Source organism: Actinacidiphila glaucinigra (assembly GCF_900188405.1).
GTDB classification, from domain to species: Bacteria; Actinomycetota; Actinomycetes; order Streptomycetales; family Streptomycetaceae; genus Actinacidiphila; species Actinacidiphila glaucinigra.
Map to the genome: position 1 here is coordinate 1 of NZ_FZOF01000035.1, position 17,250 is coordinate 17,250.

Genomic DNA, 17,250 nt, shown 5'->3' on the forward strand with positions numbered 1-17,250 from the left:
CTCCTGGGCGTTCGCCCAGCTCGGGCAGTTTCTGGAGTACAAGGCACGCCGGCACGGCGTGCCCCTGGTGTACGTGGATCCCGCGTACACCAGCCAGCAGTGCTCACAGTGCCAGTACACAGACAAGAAGAACCGGGCCTCACAGGCCCGGTTCGAGTGCAGGTCGTGCGGCGTCGTTGCGCACGCTGACCTGAATGCTTCCCGCAACATCGCCCGTAAGGGCGAGGCTGCGTGGACTGCGGGGCGTGCGTCACGCGTCCCAGCCCCTGCCTAGCAGGGGCTCAGATGCGGGAGAGCACACGACACCCAGTCGTGTACCTACCTGCAAGCCCGGTCCCTCAGGGCCGGGTCAAGTTGACGTGGTTCCTGATCACATGGCTCGGCATCCCGGATTCCTACCCCCACCCTCGGTGCTAGGCCCTGTCTGACAATTCTCGCTGCCCTGGTTCAATCCTTTCCCGGTCCGCGCGGAAGAATGACTGCCACCAGGTCGGGCGGTCGGCTTGGCGGGCCAGAGGGGGTGGCGCAATGTCGAGCGGCGGAACCGATGTCATCGAGGCCTTGAGCGTGGCGGCTAGGGAACGACTGCGGGCGGGGGCAACGCCGGCCGCGGTCTGCAGCGAACTTGCCGCGCGGACGCGGTGGTGGTGGGACGCAGTGCTGGCCGTCGGGCAGGCGCTGGGTATCCCAGAATCGGAGTTGCTGCGCCGTCTCCATAGTGATCCAGAGCGGGTGCAGGGTGAGTTGCACCCAGGCGAGGAGGAGCTGTACGGCGAACTTATGGAGATGCATGGTGTGTTCGACGTTGCCAGGCAGTTCGACGAACGCGAGCTGCTGATCGCGGAACATCTGCGGACCGCGATTGGTGCCATGGGTGGCGTAGCAAGCGGTCGCGCGCTGGGCCTCTCGCGCTGGTTAGTCGTAGGCGAGTTGGTACGCGTGTTCTGCTCACTTGCGCGCAGCGGTCCACGTCCCACCCGGGGGCGGCCTGCAAAATTTTGGGAAGCCCTTGTGAGTGCTGGAGAACTCCTCGAACCAGTGACCGGGAACGATCATGGGACCGTGGCGCAGGTCCTTGGCGAGTGCCGGGCACACCTGGCCAACTGCACCCGATCAGGCCGGTTCAGCGGATAATCACCCGGCTGGTTCCCGGAGCCAGAGGATCAGGGAGGCCAGGACGACTCCGGCACGGTAGCGGTCGGCGAGTTTGTCGAAGCGTGTGGCGATCGAGCGGAACTGCTTGAGGCGGGCGAAGCATCGCTCGACCACGTTACGATATCCACCTCTGAACCCGGTCCCGTCACCCTTGCCGGCATGGGAAAGAGGGCGTACGAGAAGGGTGGAACGCCCAATGGCGGGGGAGAAGCCGGCGTTCCTGATCGGGGGTAGCGGCGGCTGGCTAGTACTCCAGACACAGATCGCCAGGTGGCGGCGTCGCCTATCGGACCTGCCGATCCCATGGGCTGCGTCGTGGATCGGCTGGACGACGAGCGTGATGAACAGGCGCACGATCTCGTCGCAGGACAGCGGGATCAGGTCGTTCTGTCCGGGCGCCGGCGTGTGCGTCGGCGCGGACCGCGCTCATGAAGGCGTAGGTGAGCATCGCAAGGGTGACCCGGCGGATCCAGGAGGGGTAGCGGCGGGCGCGGTGCTCGTCGAGGCCGGCCCCTTCTCGCTTTGTAAGGCTTCTTCCACTCGCCATCTGGTTCCGGCGACCTTCACCGGTGGTCAGCGGGACCGGTTGAGTGCGGTTGCGGCGGAGCAGCAGCGCATTTACCACCTGGTCAGGTTCGGCTTGACCGTCACGGCCGAGCAGTTGGTGAGCCGGCCGGCGGGCAGGCTTGTTGCCGCGCAATCTCGGCACGGCGCTGGGCTGCGGTCGCGGGAGCTCATCGCGACCTCCCGGAGCACGCTTTCGTACTGGCCCGCTACGGCAGGCGGGGGCAACGCCCAGTCTGCTGGCCTTGGCGGCGTTCGGCGTCGATTGCCCTGTGCTGGATGGCGTCGTGGCTTTGGTTCGGGGCGGGGGCGTGTGTGGTCGGTTCTGCTCAGTTCGTGAGGGGGGTCCAGCCGTCGCGTGCGTACCAGTAGCGCGGCAGGCCCTTGATGCTGCTGGTGCGGAATGCGAGTCCGTGGTCGTCGATGCGTTCGGTGCCGGTGCGGCCTTGTGAGGACCAGTCGAGTTCCAGGTACCAGCGGCAGTCGCAGTGTGCCGTTCGGGCGTCGACCAGCAGTACCTCGGGGTCTTTTGAGGACACCCGGTAGGGCATGCGCAGTGCCGGGGTGCTTGTCGCGTGCTCACTGCCCTGGGTCGGGTGGGCGATCGGTCGGTTCATGTCCAGATTCACGGTGAACGAGCGGGGGTTGATGTCGCTGCCGCAGCCCTGGGCCGTGGAGTAGACGGTGCCCTTCACCGGGGCGGCCCGTCCCACGACGCGGACCCGCAGCGCTTCCAGGACGACGGCTGCTTCGGTGCGCCCCTGTACGGAGATGCCCACGAGTGTGTGGCCGCCGTGCACCGCGCCTTGCGTACGCGCCCATGGGGCGGCGTCCTGTGGGGCCGGGGGTGGCGGCACCTGCTGGGGTGTCTTGTCGATGACGTAGTCGTGCTGGCAACCGAGTTCCCAGAGCTGGGAGTTCGCGGTCCAGGTGAGGGGCGGGGCGGCGGGGACGCCCGTGGCGGAGGAGTTCATGGACGGGCCCGGCGATGGGTTGCCCGCGGCGGGTGTCTTCGGCGAGGGCGTGCCGGGCGGTCGGCGGCGCGTGGCGGAGGCGGGTAGCGACGGTGTCGTGGAGTTGTGCCGGGCGCCCGCGGTCTTCGCGGTCGCCGTATCGGACGCTCGGTTGTCACCGGTGGTCCAGGAGAGCCCGGACGGCAGGGCGGCCAGGCTGCCCAGGGTGGCGATCAGCGCGGTCACGACAGCTGCGGTGACCGCCGTGCGGCGCCTGCGCCGGGGCTGTCGCGAGGCGGGGAGCGACGCTGGGTCTTGGTCGTGCGGCGAGTCGGCAAGGCTCTGTGCGGGGGTCTGCCGGGGGCCGGGCGGGGGACCGGACGCCGCCGCGGGCACAGGGTCGGCGGCTGCCGTTGGGGCGGGCTGGTCCGCCTCGCCGGCCGAGGGGCTTTGGTTGTCGTCCGGGCGGGTTCCGGCGTCTTGCGGCACGGATTTGGTTGCCGTGCGCGCCCGTTGCCGTGCCGCCACTGCCAGGACCCACCGCCGGTGCAGCTCGGTCCGTTCGGCGGCACTGGCCTGGCACATCGCGGCGAACCGTTCGACGGGTGCGAAGCCGAGCGGCACGGCGTCCCCCGCGCAGTACCGGTGCAGCGTGGAGGCGTTCATGTTCAGGCGGCGCGCGAGTGCCGCGTAACTGCGGTCGGTGCGGGCCTTCAGATGCCGCAGCAGCGCCGCGAATTCCTCCACCTCGTCCTCGGACGGCACCGCTTCCCCCTGTCTCGCGTCCCAGGACGGCATCCCAGGCACTCCCTATAAGGAGAGGTCAACAGGCCTGGGACGGTTCCACCGTTGCGGATGGGGCTCCGTGCATTGTGCCCGGCCCGTGCCGCCGCCGACGCTCGTGGTGTCGCCGGAGCCGCCCCCGCACCACTTGGGTCGAGGAGACCGCCCCGCGAACAGCGACGCACATCCCAACCCATCGAATCGGGGAAGCACACTCATGAAAAGCAACACGACCGCCCGCAAGCACCTCCGCCGCACCGCCTTGATCGCCGGTGTTGTCGCCGCCGTGGCTCTCCCGCTGGGGCTCAACGCGTCGGCGCAGGCGTCCGCCCCTGCCCCCGCCAAGGTGTCCGCAGTCGCGCCGCGGTCGGTCAGCGGCACGCCGGGCCAAGCGATGACCCGGGTCGCCGACTTCTACGGCGCGTACATCGACGCGAAGGGCGACTACGAGGACCCGGACGCCACCCTGGCCACGGCGCTTCGCAAGCACTACCTGACGCCCGACTTCGCCCTGCGGCTGGCGGCCTGGGAGGAGGAGAACGGGGTGGACGGCGTCCTGCGTGCCCAGAACGTCCCGGCGCGCTGGACGGTGACCGACAACGGCGCCGTGGGGCACGGCCATGAGGTCATCGTCACGCTGACCTTCGGCAGCGGGGACACGACGCAGAAGATCAAGCTCTTCGTGCTGCTGGAGCGCTACGACCACATCGTCGACATCGGCACCACGAGCAACCGCTGACGGTACAGCCGCGCCGCCCGGTGCGTCCCACCCCGGGGCCGGGCCCCGGGGTTGGAGGACGGATGCCCTCCGGGGTCCGGGTATCGCCCCCGTTCTCCACCTGCGGGGGGCGCCTGTCCCCGGCGGACCCCTGCCGGAAGACAGGGCAGCCGGCCTGCGCACGCAGGACCCACCCACTGCTCGAACGCGTCGTGACGTGATCGGCGTCCGGCATCGGTGCGACACCGTGAACGGTGGCACGGCCGGCAGACACCCTCTGTCGGGACAATGAGCCGGACGAACACGAGGGGCCCGACCGCAGCGCGGCCGGGCCCCTCGCCGGTGGGGCTTTCCGGTGCGCCGTCGCCACGCTGCTGCGGGCCGGGCCCTGCCTCGCTTCCCGTGACCAGGGAGATCTGCCGCAACCCGCGCCGTGACGACGGGGCGGTACGACGCTGCCGCATCGCCGCGCGGAGTTTGAACGCTCTTTTCGCCCACGTCAAGTCCCGTGTTGTCGGAACGTGACCCCGGCACTGTGGCCGGGCCTAATGGAGATGCAGGCCTCGACGGACAGGAAATACGAGGCCGGCCCCAACAGCAGGAAATCCCTCCCGGGTGTTCCCGTCGTTGGTCCGGACATTTATCCGGCATTCCCATTGAAATTCTCTTTCTGAGGAGTTCGGTCATGTTTCACAGCACTCAGATTTCTGGTCAGGTTCGTTCCCCGCGGCGTGGGCTTCGAGCGGTGGTGCTCTTCGCGTCGGCTGGTTTGATCTCCGGAGCCATCGCCCTGCCGGCCTCGGCGGCGACGGTGGAGGTGAGCAGGAGCACCACCGCCACGGCAGGTGTGGTGACCGACGGCGGAAAGGGCGGCGAGGGCGGCGCGGGGGGCAGCAGCGTCTTCGGTCCCGGCGGCTCCGGTGGTTCCGGTGGTTCCGGAGGCGGCAGCGTCTTCGGCAACGGTGGGGCGGGTGGGTCCGGTGGGGCGGGCGGTGACAGCGTCTTCGGCCCCGCCGGTGGCGGCGGTGGCGGTGGCGGGGGCGGGGAAAGCGTCTTCGGCAACGGAGGCAGGGGCGGCAACGGTGGTTCCGGAGGCGGCAGCATCTTCGGCAACGCCGGCAACGGCGGCGGCGCGGGTTCCGGCGGGGACAGCGTCTTCGGCGCCGGCGGTGGCGGCGGCAACGGAGGCTCCGGCGGGAACAGCGTCTTCGGCGATGGCGGCAACGGCGGAAAGGCCGGAGGCGGTGGCGGCAGCATCTTCGGCCCCGGTGGCGCCGGCGGTGTCGGTGGTGCCGGCGGGATCAGCATCTTCTGAGCACCGGCCCGCACCCTCCGTGAGGTGCGGGCATCCACCCCCAGGTCCCGTCCCGGCCCCTGAGGCCGGCGCGGGACCCGGGACCCCTTTCTCGCGGATCTGGCCGCGGATGTGGAGAATCCAGTGAAATCACATCGTGTTTGGAAGCGTCCTTTGGCCCTGGTGGTGATGGCGGCCGCGATCGCCGCTGGCGGCGCCTGCACGTCCGCAGGAGCCTCGGCCACACAGACCCGCCACGACGGCAGCCGAGCCGCCGACGGTTCTCGCGGAACCGACTCCGTCACCGATCTCTTGGCGGGCTGCGCCCGTGGCGGGGAAGGCGGCCAGGGCGGACGGCCCGGCGAGCCGGGGCAACCGGGCCGTCCGGGCGAGCCGGGAGGGGCGGCGTGCCTGCGGCTCGCAGACCTGCCGGACAAACCCGAGGAGAAGCTGTCGGCGGTGGACAAGGTGCGGATCGTTCTGACCGTCACGTCCGGCCATGCCACCCGCGCAGAGGTCGCCGAGAAGTACAAGGTGCCCGAGAAGGTGTTCGACACGTGGAAGGAGCAGGTTCTGGACGGTGACTGGCTCGGGTTGTCCGGAGAGGGTTTCCCCTTCTCGACCTGAGCCCCCGGCGTGCGGGCGACCGTGAGCCCCGACATCGCCGATATGCCCCGGCCCGGTGCGGCCGGGGCATTCGCATGCGACGCCATCGAACGAGCCGTCAACCCGGATTCAGGAGACCTGACGTCCCGTATGAAGCGCATCGGCGAGGCCGGGCCGGGGCACATCCGGCGACCGGCCGTGATTCGTTCGTTCAGCGTGTTTGGTAAGGCTGCCCTCTGGTGCGCGATTGTGGCTCTTGCGCGGGACGCACGGGCGGCCCATTTCCCGAAGGGCATGGCATGAAGCGCATCATCGCTGGACTGTGGCGGATGATCCGGGGGCCCTTGCAGTGGCGGGTGCTGTGGCTGTCGAACAGCAAATACATGGTGGGCGTGACGGGCGTTGTCCGTGACGGCGAGGGGCGCGTGCTGCTGCTGCGCCACCGGTTGTGGCCCGAAGACCGCCCGTGGGGCCTGCCTACCGGCTATGCCAAGGCGGGCGAGGACTTCCGTGACACCGTCGCCCGCGAGGTACGCGAGGAGACCGGCCTTGACGTCGAGGCAGGCGAGTTGGTCCACCTCAAGAGCGGCTACAGGCTGCGCGTCGAGGTGGCGTACGCCGCCAAGCTCGTCGGCGGCTCACTGAAGATCGACTCGTTCGAGATCCTGGAGGCCACGTGGGTATCGCCGAACGACCTGCCGCCGGGATTGCAGGAATCGCACCGACTCCTGATCCAGGGCAGCTCACACGGCTGACCGCCCGGTCGGGCGCAGCGCATGGATGCTCGCCCCGCACGAACACGGGGTTGGCACGAGTGACGTGGCCCGATGGCTCAAGTCGCCGACCTGACTTACGCCTCGCTCTGGCCCCGGACGGCGGGACGGTACGCGTCGAGGTCACCGATACCCGCGCCGAACGCGGGGCAGAGGCCGCGGGACGGGCGGCTTTTCGCTGTGGTTACTCCGTGGGCCGGGTTCGCCCGCGAAGCGACCCCGGCCCTGTCGGAGGCGGTGCCTCACATGGCCCGATATGTGGTCGTCGGTCTCGACGAGGTGGTCAGGGCCGCCAGGCAGGCGGCTCCCACCGGCACCGCGATCAGCAGGACGGCCAGCAGTCCCCAGGGCAGCACGATCGGCACGTGCTCGATGATCCGGCCGGCACTGCCCTCGTCGAGTTGCCGCTGGTTGAAGGCCTCGGCGATGCGCCGGTCGACCAGACGCAGCGCGATGGCGGGGATGATCCCGGTCACGGCACCCAGCACCACGCCGGTGGCGGCCACCACGGCGCACTGGAACGCGCTGAGCAGCCGGCGGGTACCGGGCGGCGCGCCGATCGCGGCGAGGGTGGCGAGGTCGGTCTCGGCGTCCGAGCGTGCCAGACCGGTTGCGGTCCCGGCGGCGCCGAGTGTGACCACCGCCGCGAAGATCGCCAGTGCGAGCGGCACGACATCGTCCGGGTCCTGGGGTCCCTCCTCCAGGTGGAAGCGGACGTCGGCGCCGGTGTTGTCGAGGGCCTGCTGCGTCTTCTGCCGCTGCGCGTCGGTCGGCGGGTGCGTGGTGGTGAAGTACGCGCCGAGCGGCACCGTCTGGACGTGCGCCGATCTGACCGCCGCCCGGGGTACGACCACGACCACGCCGTAGTGGCGCGGGCTGCCGGGAACTTGGTAGGCGGAGAAGCCGACCAGCTTGCTGCCCGGTAGTTCCTTCCCCGGTCCCACGTCGGAGGGCTCGTGCGGCTCCCCGGAGATCAACCGGACGGTGACGCGGCCGTGGGCGTCCATGTTGCGGCGGTCGAGGGAGACGGCCCGGCCGTGCGCCAGGGCAGCCACCGCCCCGGGGTCGTCGATGCCGAGCACCTTCAGCAGTTTCGCGTCGCCGACCAGTACACCGCTGGGGGCCGTCATCCCGCCCACCCGCTCGTATGTGCAGCGCCAGTCATGGGCCAGCGCCCTCAGCTCGGCACGCGGCATCGAGGACAGCGGGTTCGAGGGACCCGTGTCATCCAGTGGGCAGGCCTTGGCGGGAGGCCGCACGACCTCCACGTAACCGCACATCGTGTTCAGGTCGCAGTCGGCGTAGCTGGCGAACACCTGGTCTACGTCCGCCTCGACTCCGACGGGCAGGTTGCGGGCGACGGCTGTTCTGGCAGCGGGGGCGTCGCGGCCGCGGTCGTCGTCCAGCACCACGGAGACGGCGCCATTGGGCAGTGATGCCACGTACCGTTCGCGCTCCTGGGCGGCTGTGCTGCCGGTGTAGGCCGCGACGGTCACGGTGCCGGCGACGGCGGCGAGCACGGCCGCCACGGCGGGGGCGGTACGGGCGCGGTTGCGCGCGGCGTCCCGCAGGGCCAGGCGCGGCGACAGGCCCCACCGGCGCCCGAGGCGGCCGGCGATCCCCATGAACGCCGGGGTCATCGCGACGACGCCGATCTCGGCGATGACGCTGCCGGCCGCGACGACGACCTTCCATTCGGTCTTCATTGCCCCGTACACCGCGATCGCGGTCCCCAGCAGGAACGCGGCCAGGCCCAGGACGGTCAGTCGCCGTCCGGAGCGCCGTACTCCCTTGCGGCCGTTGAGCGCGGCCAGGACCGGCTGCCGGGCCGCGGTGACGGCGGGCAGGGCCGCGGCCGCGAGGCCCGCGAGCACGGCCAGCAGCGCGATGCCGAGGAGGTCCGCCGGGTGAAGGTCGAGACCTCCGAACCGCGCCCCGCTCCGCTCCTCGAACAGCGGACGCAGCGCCGCGGACAGGCCGATGCCGAGGACGGTTCCCACCGCGGCCGCGACGGCCCCGGCGATCAGACCTCCGGCGAGGACGACGGCCCTGATGTCTCTGCCCTCGCCGCCGCCCGCGCCGATGAGGCCGAACTGCCGGCGCGAGCGCTGGGCCCCGACGGCGAACGCGGGCCCCGCCAGCAGACAGACCTCCGCGAGCGCCAGGACGACGACGGTCACCGCCGTCGTGGCCCGCGCGGACACCGGCCGGAGCAGGGGCAGGTCCGGGTGCTCCCGGTACAGCGGCACGTCGGAGCGGGCCGGCGGATGCAGCGTCACATCACGCGAGACGACCGCCACGCCCAGGGTGTTCGCCTCCACCACCATGAGCCAGCCGAAGCCGCCCGGCACCGACACCAGGAACGTCTCGGTCGCCGGCTCGGACGGCGTCCTGCCGGCGGCCGCGAGCGCCCGGCCGTAGGGCGCAAGGAGCGTGCCCGGCAGCGCGTTGACCTCGTCCGCCGTCAGCTCCCCGGGGCGCTCGTAGGTGCCGACGATGCGGTAGGAGCGGTCGAGGTCGCGCACGGTGAGCTGTGATCCCACCCGCAGGCCGCTCGCCGTCAGGAAGTGCGTGGTCACGGCCACTTCGTCCCGGCGGACCGGGTGACGGCCCTGCTTGAGCGTGGTGATGCCGCGGGCCATCGGGTCGGCGGTTGCGAGTTCGAGGACGTCTGCGTCGAGCGCGCCGTGGCGGGTCCGCACTTCGGCCGTGCCGGCGAGACGTTCGAGCTTCCGGGCGTGCGGGGGCATCGCCTGCGCGAGGACGGCCGCGGCGGACGACGGGGCCGGTGGGCCGTTCGTCTCATCGGTGTTGTCCGCCTGCCCCTCGGCGGGGGTGTGGTCGACGTAGACCTGCGAGGCGTCCGGCTCTTGGAGGATGCGGCCGAAACCGCGGTAGTCGAGTTCTGCGTCCGCCTGTCCGAGGGTGCGCTCCAGTTGCTGCTCCGGGGAGAGTTGTGCGCTGCGCAGCGTCACATCGGCCGCCGACGCCCCCAGCACGGGCAGGGCGAGCATGCCGATGACGAGCAGGGTGCGGCCGGGGGCCCGCCGGGCGTCCCGGCCGGCGATCCGCAGCGCCGCCCGCCAGGCGTGGAAGCGGGCGGTCACCGGCCTGCCGTCCCGGTGAGCAGCGCCTCCACGGGAGTCCTCCGGCTCTCGTCGACGACACTGCCGTCGCGCAGGAAGACCATCCGGTCCGCCCAGGCGGCGAGCCGCGGTTCGTGGGTCACCAGCACGCCGGCGGCCCCGGCCTCGCACCTCCTGCGCAGCAGCGCGAGCACGGACTCGCCGGTCTCCGAGTCGAGCGCGCCCGTCGGCTCGTCGGCGAGCAGCAGACGGCGCTCGCCGACGAGCGCCCTGGCGATGGCGACGCGCTGTTGCTGGCCGCCGGACATCTCGTCGGGGAAACGATCCGCCAGGTGCTCCAGTCCGACGTCGCCCAGCGCCTCGACGGCCTCCTTGCGCGCCCGGCGCACCGGGACGCCGTCCAGTTCGCGGGGGAGGGCTATGTTCTCGGCGGCGGTGAGGGCGGGGATGAGGTTGTAGTCCTGGAAGACGTATCCGATGCGGCGTCGGCGCAGTGCCGCGAGTTCTCTGCGGCTCGCGGTGGTGAGTTCGGTGTCCTCGACCGTCACAGTGCCGGACGTCGGGGTGTCCAGACCGCCGGCGATCGCGAGCAACGTGGATTTGCCGGAGCCGGACGGCCCCATGACGGCGACGAGTTCGCCCGCGTGGACGTCGAGGTCGACGCCGCGCAGGGCGTGCACCTCGGTGGCGCCGTTGCCGTGTGTCCGTGTCAGGTCGCGTATGCGCAGGACGGGTTCGGTGGTGAGTGGGGACAAGACAGTCCTCTTCGGAAGATGTACGGGCCTCGGAAGGCTGTGGGGGCGTACGGGGGTGTGGTGGCCGGGGAGGTGTGGCCGGGCGGTCGGCCGGGGGCGCTACCGGGAACGCGATGCGCGGCGGCTCCGGCCCCGGGGCGTGCCGTCGTCCGCGGGATCCTGCCGGGTGCCGGCCTCCGCCTGCCGAGTTCCGGCGGCGGCTGCCATCCTGACCAGCCGTGCCTCGCAGTGGTCGAGCCAGCGCACCTCGGCCTCGGTCTGGAAGATGAGCTGTTCGAGGACGAGCACCCAGGCCATCTCCTCCGGCCGGTCCGGCGGCGGCTCCGGGGTCCCGGCCTTGAGCCGGGTGTAGTCCTGCATCGCCCGCAGGGTGTGGTGCCGCTGCAGCTGGATGACGTCTCGTACGTCGACCCCCGGCGCGTTCACCGCCATGGCGAGTTTGATCGCGAGTTCGTCGCGCGGCGGGTTGCTGCGGTCGACGGGGCTGCGGAACCAGGAGTCGAGTTCGGACCGCCCTTCCTCGGTGATGCGGTAGAGCGCGTGCCCTGAGCTGTCCTCCCCGTCCTGTACGACCAGCCCGTCACGCTCCAGCCGGTTCAAGGTCGTGTAGACCTGCCCGACGTTGAGCGACCAGGTTGCGCCGGTGCGGCTCTCGAGCTCTGAGCGCAGCCGAGCCCCGTACCGGGGTCCGTGTTCAAGCAGGGCGAGCAGCCCGTGACGGATCGACATACCGAGTATGTATACCAGGTATGTTCGTGTCGGCGATGCTTGGCGCAGATCAAGAGAGACAGGTCAATTGGGCATGCCGTGGGGTCTGTTCGCTACCGCTGGCGGCCGACCGGGCTCGCAGGAGGCGACGCGGTGGCAGGGCGGCCGGGCGGGGCAGCGGAGGTTCTGGGACCGGTCAGGAGGGGATGCTGCCTGCCGAGTGGAGGGCGACCGGAGGGGAGGGTCGCCGGTGCGGTGGGTGGTCCGGCGCGGGGAACAGGGCGGACCTGGTGGGCGAGGCCAGGAGGTACAGCCCGGCTTTCAGCGGTTGGTGCAGGGTGGTGGTGCGCACGCTTCCCCCGCGAGGCGAGGACTGCCTTCGCCGCTGTCGGATCCGGGTTTGGGCGTTGGGGTGCGGGCGTTGCCCGGCACTGCGCGCCCTGATCAACAGCGCGGGCGTTACCTGACACAGCGCCGACGCCGCATCGTGACGCCGCCTGTCGGCTACTGCGTCGTGCCTTCGAGAGGACAGGCAGGTCAGGGATTGCTGGTGGCAGCCTGCCTCAGGTGAGGTGTGCTCCCGCTGCCTTCTTCGCCACGTAGATGGTGTTGGCCGCTGTTCCTGATTGGAGTGGGTTGTCGAATTCGACGACGTGGGCTTCCGGTTCCGCGAAGACCTGTGCGAGTACGGCCGTGAAGTCGTTGTCCGGTGCGTCGTTGGACCACAGGGCGAAGATTCCGCCCGCGTGGAGGTGTTCGGCGAGTGCGCGCAGTCCCGTGGGCTGGTAGAGCGCGGCGTGGCGGGGGTGGAGTACGTGACGTGGCGAGTGGTCGATGTCGAGCAGGATGGCGTGGAAGAGACGGCCCGGTGTCTGGGGGTCCAGGCCGTGCGGGTCGCCCGCCATCGCGAAGAAGTCGCCCTGGACCAGTCGGCAGCGGGGGTCCGAGGCCAACTGGGCGCCGAGGGGCACCATGCCGCGTTGATGCCATTGGATGACCTCGGCGAGTGCCTCGACCACGATCAGCGACCGTACCTGCGGGTCGTCCAGCGCCGCCTTTGCCGTGTAGCCGAGGCCGAGCCCGCCCACGGCGACGTCCAGTTCGGTACCCGGCGCTTTGGCCAGGCCGAGTCGGGTGAGCGCGATCTCGCCTGCGGTGAAGAGGCTGGACATCAAGAACTCGTCACCGAGTTTCACTTCGTACACGTCGTCGCCGGTCTCCGGGTCCCTCCGACGGCGCAGGCTGATGTCGCCCATGGGCGTCGGGCGCCAGTCGATCTCCTCGAAACGCGCGCTCATCGGTTGACCTTCCTCATCACCGGTGCCGGTGAGTTGCGCAGCCGGGTGCTACCAGGCCGCGGTGACGATTCTTGTGATGCATCGAACGGAACACGCCGCAGCCTATGCCGCACGGTGAAACCGCTGCCGTGGTGAAGGCCTGTGGGAAGGTGGCGTGTCGCTGCAGCGTGTGGCCGGGATCGCCGCCTTGGGTCGGTATCCAGCCGGCAATGGGTCTGCCGCTCCCGCAACCTGCCAGTAGCCAGACATGATGACGGTGGTGATCCCGGGTTCGTTGCGTGCGTCCGACAGCCGTGATTGGCTCGCCCGATGGAGCTTCTGTTGACGGCAGCTGGCCTGCGCAACGAGACACTGCGGGATGCACTGCGGGACATGCTGGCAAAGCCTTTCGGATCGGCGAACCTCGTGTACGTTCCCACGGCGTCAGTAGCCGAGCCCGGGGACCACGGGTGGTTCGTCGCGGACATGAACCGACTGCACGGACTCGGCTGGCGTGAGTTCGATGTCCTGGAGCTGAACGGCCTGCCCCGGCAGATGGTGCTCGACCGGCTGCTCCACGCCGACGTCATCTATGTCGCGGGCGGCAATCACTACCACCTCGCGCGCAGCATCACGGGCAACGACCTGGCCGACGGCTTCCAGGAGGCGCTGGAAAGCCGGGTCTATGTGGGGATGAGCGCCGGATCGATGATCTTCAGCCGGAATCTCACCGGGCACTCCGCCGACGTCATCGGGGATGCCACGGACCTCCACGTACTCGGCGCGACGACCGTGGAGCCGCCGTTCGGTCTCTTCGACTGGTATCTCAAGCCCCACCTGTACTCGCCGGATTTTCCCGAGCGGGACGACGCTTGGGCTGACGACATCGCTGCGCGGGCGGACTTCCCGATCTACTTCATCGATGACGATACGGCCGTTCGCGTGAGGGACGGCAAGGTGGATGTCGTTTCGGAAGGCCGGTGGCGGCTCCATCCGTGATGCAACGCTCGGTGAGGAGCCCCGGGCAGGACAGCAGGTTGCGGACGGCCGGCAGCGGCAGGAACTGCCACACCGCCGCCGCGGCGCACCTCAAGCGGGTGGGGGAGGAGCGCGTCCTGACATGCATCAGTACGCGCTTTCCCCCCACCCCACGTGGCGCGGTTCGTTGACGGGGCGCCGGGTACGGCAGGTTGTACCGGCCGGTTGCGGGTGTCAGATCCCGCAGTTGGGGGCGGACCAGTACGGAGACGGGTCGAGGGCTACGTGGGCGTGGTCGTTGTGGTCGGGATAACCCGGACCGAGGATCTCCGAGAAGCCGTGGACCCGTGCCTGCTTGGCGAGCGTGCACAGGCTCGGTGAGCCGGTCAGGTCGGCGGCGTCGCCGTACAGGTGGCGGCTGGTGGACGCGCCGCCCACCGCGCTGTTGCAGGCGTAGGAGCGGAAGCCGCTGGAGATGGTGATGGGTACGTCACCGAGGGCGTGCCGCATCGCTTCCAGCTTCCACATCGTTTTGAGGGCGTTCGCCTTGGCCGTGGCAGCCGAGACCGCACCGCCGGACCAGTCGGAGTTGCACTTGTTCAGCTCGGAGTAGGCGAAGTGGACCGGCGTGCAGTCCGCGTCCTGGAGCGCGTAGATCTTGCTGAAGGTCTGTGAGCCTGCGACGCCGTCGGCCGGCAGGCCGTACGCGGACTGGAACTTCTTGACCGCTGCGGTGGTCCGCGCGCCGTAGACGCCGTCGTACGACAGCCGCTCGCCCGAGGTCACCCAGCCGGCGACGCGGATCTGCAGCTGTGTCACATCGGCGCCGGAGGAGCCCTGGGTGAGGGTGCGGCTCCAGGTGTAGCACTCGTCGGCATGCGCGGTTCCCGAGGTGGCGCCCACTCCGACGATGGCACCAGCCATGATCATGACAAGCGTGAGCAGTGTTCGTACCGTGCGTCTGAGCATTTCGGCCTCCCGACCGTCGGACTCGAATGGTGGGTGTCGCCCCCGCGCGAATCGCGGGCGCACCCAGGGTGTCGCCCCTGTGCTACGCGCGTCAACTGTGCCTGCGGAACGCAAAGTTGCCACGCCGTGCGCCGTGCGGGCCTTGCCCCGCACGATTCGGAAGACGCCCTGAGCTGCGGACATCCATCCGCTTGCCGCAATGGACGGCCCCATTGCCATGCCCATCGAATCAAAGGTGCGGTGCGGGTCTCTGCACGGCCCGTTAAGGGCAGTTGGCCACGACGTGGAGGTTGGTGAGCGAAGAGAAGGGGAGCGGCGCGGGCTCGTGGCGGCTGCGGAACTGGAGCCGTCGGCCTGAACCCGCCGCGGTTGGTGTCAATGGGCTGACCTGACTGATTGCCCAAGTACAGCCGGCCCAGGACGGCCGAGGTTGTCAGGCCGAGCGTGGCCCCGGTGAGGGGGCAGATCACGTCGCCTGTGGCCTGGCCCGCGTTCCGGGTGACCAGGGACGTCCCGGTCTTCCGTCGGCCTGCGGCGAACGGGTGCCGGTGCCGGCGTGGAGTACGCGAGGAGGGGCTACGGTGGCTCGACACCCATCGTGGCGGGCACGTGGTGACGCGTTGTGGGTGCGCAGAGAGGGGGAAGCTGATGTCCGAGCACATGATCGAGGACCTGGTCGCGGACTCGGTTCGTGTTCTGGACGCGCACACTGAGGCGGGTGACCGGCGGGTCCGGGACTGGTTCGCGGCCCTGTACGGCTTCGAGAGCGGTTTCGACTGCTCGTTCACGCGGTTTCGCGTCATGGACATCCTGCTGCGCCGCGGGTACGCGTACCGATTCCCGGTGGACCGGCATCCCGACTACGGGGAGCGGTCCGCGTACTTCGACGCGCTCACGGAGTTCACGGCTCTGCGCACGTTGGACGAGGACGCTCCGGACTTCGACGGCTACGAGTCCTGGCTTGAGGACGGATACGTCGATCCGCCGTTCCTGTACTGCGAGGCCGGAGGCGCATTGTGGCGGCGCATGGTCGCGGTCGGTGAACTTCACGGTCCCGACGACACCGCTGCGCCTCGTCGTACTCCCCTGATCGAGGTGCTCCGCGAGGTCGCTGTCGCTGCCGAGAAGGAGCAGGACCGCGAACTCATCGGCCTGTGGTACGCGTTCGGCTGCAGTGCCCTCCTCGGCGGCCCCGCGGGCTGCCCCTACGACATCGACGAGCTCGCGGAGATGCCGGCTGTGCGGGACTTGCGCGCCGTCGTCCGCCGCACGGGCGCCCTGGCCATCGCACAACGGTTCCCCTACGCGGTCCCCGTGGATTTCGCCGACGACCAGGACCTCGAGGCGTGGTGGTGGCAGCCGTAGGTGCGGGTATTACCTGCGCAGACGCGGGATCCGCCGCACGATTCCGGGGAATGCCGACCAGGTGCGCAACCGCAAGAAGCTCGGTGCCCGCGGTGGCCGTCCTCAAAAGTTCGACGAGGCCGACTACCGCGAGCGCCACGCGGCCGAGTGCGGGATCAACCGCCTCAAGCGCCACCGGGCCGTGGCCACGAGACATGACAAGCTCGCCGTCTCTTGCCCACCAGCTTCGGTCCGCGAGAAACTCGGTATCGCTGCAGGTAGCCAGGCGCTTAGCCTGTGACGCATGCATCAGCCACGAAGGCGGGACCGGCGCCCGGCTCGTCGCGCGCCATCCAGGCCGGCCGGGCGCCAGCCGTTCCGCCTCACGGGCGTGGGCGTTGATGTTGTCCTGGTCGGCTACTTCTCTGCCAAGCAGAAGAACTTCGAAACGCTGATGGCCTCGGCAGCGACAGAACTGGCAGCCCGCGGGGCTCGGGTCATCGTGCAGATCGTGCAACGACGAGGCGTCTCGGATGGCGGGGTCCAGAAGATGAGCCAGCCCTACTCCTCGCGGACTCTGCTGAGCCACGGCAAAGTCCGTGAGGTAGCTCAGGCCTGCGACCAGGCCAACGCCGACGTGGTGATCTTCATCGGCACCTTGACCGAGCGACAGCAGCGTACGCTGACGGAGCTGCTTGGCCGCCCCGCTGTGAGTCTCGCCGACATCCTCGCCACCCCCTGACTGCGCACGCGAAGCGGCCTTGAAACAGGCCCTGGTTCACCCCGCCGATCACCGCCTTCGCCTGTGCGGCGGCGGCCGCTGCAGGGGCCCAGGTCACGGGCAACGTCCGCCAGATCCTCTGTCCCGCACTTGATGAGGAGCGGGCCGGCCCTGGACCTGCTCTGTGCCCCAGATCGACCACCGGTGTTCGTGCGACCAAGCGCTGATCCTCAGCGGCCCGCGGCGGGGCAAGGTGCTTGGCGCGACCGCGTGAGGCAGGTCCGAGTCACCGTGACGGTCGTCCCGTTCATGGGAACCACGAAGGATGGCCGCAGCCGTTGATCGTCCACGACTCGCTCGGGTTCGTTCATTCTCGGACCGCCTGAGCTTCAGGCCTGAGCTGCCGCACGATGTGCCACTGGTCCGTCTCGATGCGACCGATGACCGGGTGCACGCCATCGCTCCGCCCGAAGCGTCTTCGCGCACACCTTGAACAGGGTGCCGACTCGATTGCGGAAGACGAGTTGCCTTATGTCCCGATTGAAGTGGTTCTGGTCTTAATTGAC

General features: G+C 69.9%; 15 protein-coding genes and 2 pseudogenes. 10 read left to right on the forward strand and 7 right to left on the reverse strand.

Going from position 1 to position 17,250, the window contains the following annotated elements; genetic code table 11:
* Together CHF15_RS38780 and CHF15_RS44570 are read left to right on the forward strand one after the other, a co-directional pair.
* A partial coding sequence (locus tag CHF15_RS38780; protein ID WP_143681733.1) for a zinc ribbon domain-containing protein occupies window positions 1–274 on the forward strand: 274 nt, incomplete at its 5' end.
* Window positions 275–528: 254 nt separating this feature from the next.
* Complete coding sequence (locus CHF15_RS44570) at window positions 529–1,134, forward strand: hypothetical protein (RefSeq protein WP_143681734.1); 606 nt, start codon at window positions 529–531, stop codon at window positions 1,132–1,134.
* Here the strand turns inward: CHF15_RS44570 and CHF15_RS38785 are convergent.
* Window positions 1,135–1,275 (reverse strand): annotated as a pseudogene (locus tag CHF15_RS38785) (IS5/IS1182 family transposase); the annotation flags it as partial.
* 773 nt (window positions 1,276–2,048) lie between these two features.
* Entirely contained in the window at window positions 2,049–3,437 is a 1,389-nt protein-coding gene (locus CHF15_RS38795; RefSeq protein WP_089228645.1) for a helix-turn-helix domain-containing protein, read from the reverse strand.
* Window positions 3,438–3,672: 235 nt separating this feature from the next.
* Between CHF15_RS38795 and CHF15_RS38800 the strand changes: the two genes are divergently transcribed.
* The 4 genes from CHF15_RS38800 (at window position 3,673) to CHF15_RS38815 (ending at window position 6,828) form a co-directional block, all read left to right on the forward strand.
* Window positions 3,673–4,194, forward strand: a complete 522-nt coding sequence (locus CHF15_RS38800) for a serine hydrolase family protein (protein ID WP_089228646.1) — start codon at window positions 3,673–3,675, stop codon at window positions 4,192–4,194.
* Window positions 4,195–4,942: 748 nt separating this feature from the next.
* Window positions 4,943–5,488: a hypothetical protein gene (locus CHF15_RS45290; protein ID WP_089228706.1), complete on the forward strand. Its 546-nt coding sequence runs from the start codon at window positions 4,943–4,945 to the stop codon at window positions 5,486–5,488.
* 162 nt (window positions 5,489–5,650) lie between these two features.
* Window positions 5,651–6,094, forward strand: a complete 444-nt coding sequence (locus CHF15_RS38810; protein ID WP_245939302.1) for a transposase — start codon at window positions 5,651–5,653, stop codon at window positions 6,092–6,094.
* 278 nt (window positions 6,095–6,372) lie between these two features.
* Window positions 6,373–6,828: an NUDIX domain-containing protein gene (locus CHF15_RS38815; protein ID WP_089228647.1), complete on the forward strand. Its 456-nt coding sequence runs from the start codon at window positions 6,373–6,375 to the stop codon at window positions 6,826–6,828.
* Between the two features lie 260 nt (window positions 6,829–7,088).
* Here the strand turns inward: CHF15_RS38815 and CHF15_RS38820 are convergent, their stop codons facing one another.
* From CHF15_RS38820 to CHF15_RS38835, 4 genes are all read right to left on the reverse strand, one after another.
* Window positions 7,089–9,953: an FtsX-like permease family protein gene (locus tag CHF15_RS38820; RefSeq protein ID WP_089228648.1), complete on the reverse strand. Its 2,865-nt coding sequence runs from the start codon at window positions 9,951–9,953 to the stop codon at window positions 7,089–7,091.
* Window positions 9,950–10,687, reverse strand: a complete 738-nt coding sequence (locus CHF15_RS38825) for an ABC transporter ATP-binding protein (RefSeq protein ID WP_089228649.1) — start codon at window positions 10,685–10,687, stop codon at window positions 9,950–9,952. Before CHF15_RS38825 ends, CHF15_RS38820 begins: the two co-directional genes overlap by 4 nt.
* A 99-nt stretch (window positions 10,688–10,786) precedes the next feature.
* Complete coding sequence (locus tag CHF15_RS38830) at window positions 10,787–11,416, reverse strand: PadR family transcriptional regulator (protein WP_089228650.1); 630 nt, start codon at window positions 11,414–11,416, stop codon at window positions 10,787–10,789.
* 542 nt (window positions 11,417–11,958) lie between these two features.
* The gene (locus CHF15_RS38835) at window positions 11,959–12,693 is read right to left on the reverse strand and encodes a polyamine aminopropyltransferase (RefSeq protein WP_089228651.1); all 735 of its coding nucleotides are present in this window, start codon (window positions 12,691–12,693) and stop codon (window positions 11,959–11,961) included.
* A 309-nt stretch (window positions 12,694–13,002) separates the two neighbouring features.
* Here CHF15_RS38835 and CHF15_RS38840 point away from each other — a divergent pair, with 309 nt between their 5' ends.
* Window positions 13,003–13,671, forward strand: a complete 669-nt coding sequence (locus tag CHF15_RS38840) for a Type 1 glutamine amidotransferase-like domain-containing protein (RefSeq protein WP_089228652.1) — start codon at window positions 13,003–13,005, stop codon at window positions 13,669–13,671.
* Between the two features lie 213 nt (window positions 13,672–13,884).
* Here CHF15_RS38840 and CHF15_RS38845 read toward each other — a convergent pair whose 3' ends face one another.
* On the reverse strand, window positions 13,885–14,619 hold the full coding sequence (locus CHF15_RS38845; protein WP_089228653.1) for a D-Ala-D-Ala carboxypeptidase family metallohydrolase: 735 nt from the start codon (window positions 14,617–14,619) through the stop codon (window positions 13,885–13,887).
* Window positions 14,620–15,267: 648 nt separating this feature from the next.
* Between CHF15_RS38845 and CHF15_RS38850 the strand changes: the two genes are divergently transcribed.
* The 3 genes and pseudogenes from CHF15_RS38850 to CHF15_RS38860 all read left to right on the forward strand — a co-directional run bounded on the left by CHF15_RS38850 (window position 15,268) and on the right by CHF15_RS38860 (window position 16,705).
* Window positions 15,268–15,984: a hypothetical protein gene (locus CHF15_RS38850; RefSeq protein WP_089228654.1), complete on the forward strand. Its 717-nt coding sequence runs from the start codon at window positions 15,268–15,270 to the stop codon at window positions 15,982–15,984.
* A 1-nt stretch (window position 15,985) separates the two neighbouring features.
* A pseudogene (locus tag CHF15_RS38855) lies at window positions 15,986–16,264 on the forward strand (hypothetical protein); the annotation flags it as partial.
* Between the two features lie 3 nt (window positions 16,265–16,267).
* The gene (locus tag CHF15_RS38860; RefSeq protein ID WP_245939289.1) at window positions 16,268–16,705 is read left to right on the forward strand and encodes an HflX-like GTP-binding protein; all 438 of its coding nucleotides are present in this window, start codon (window positions 16,268–16,270) and stop codon (window positions 16,703–16,705) included.
* Window positions 16,706–17,250: the final 545 nt, after the last annotated feature.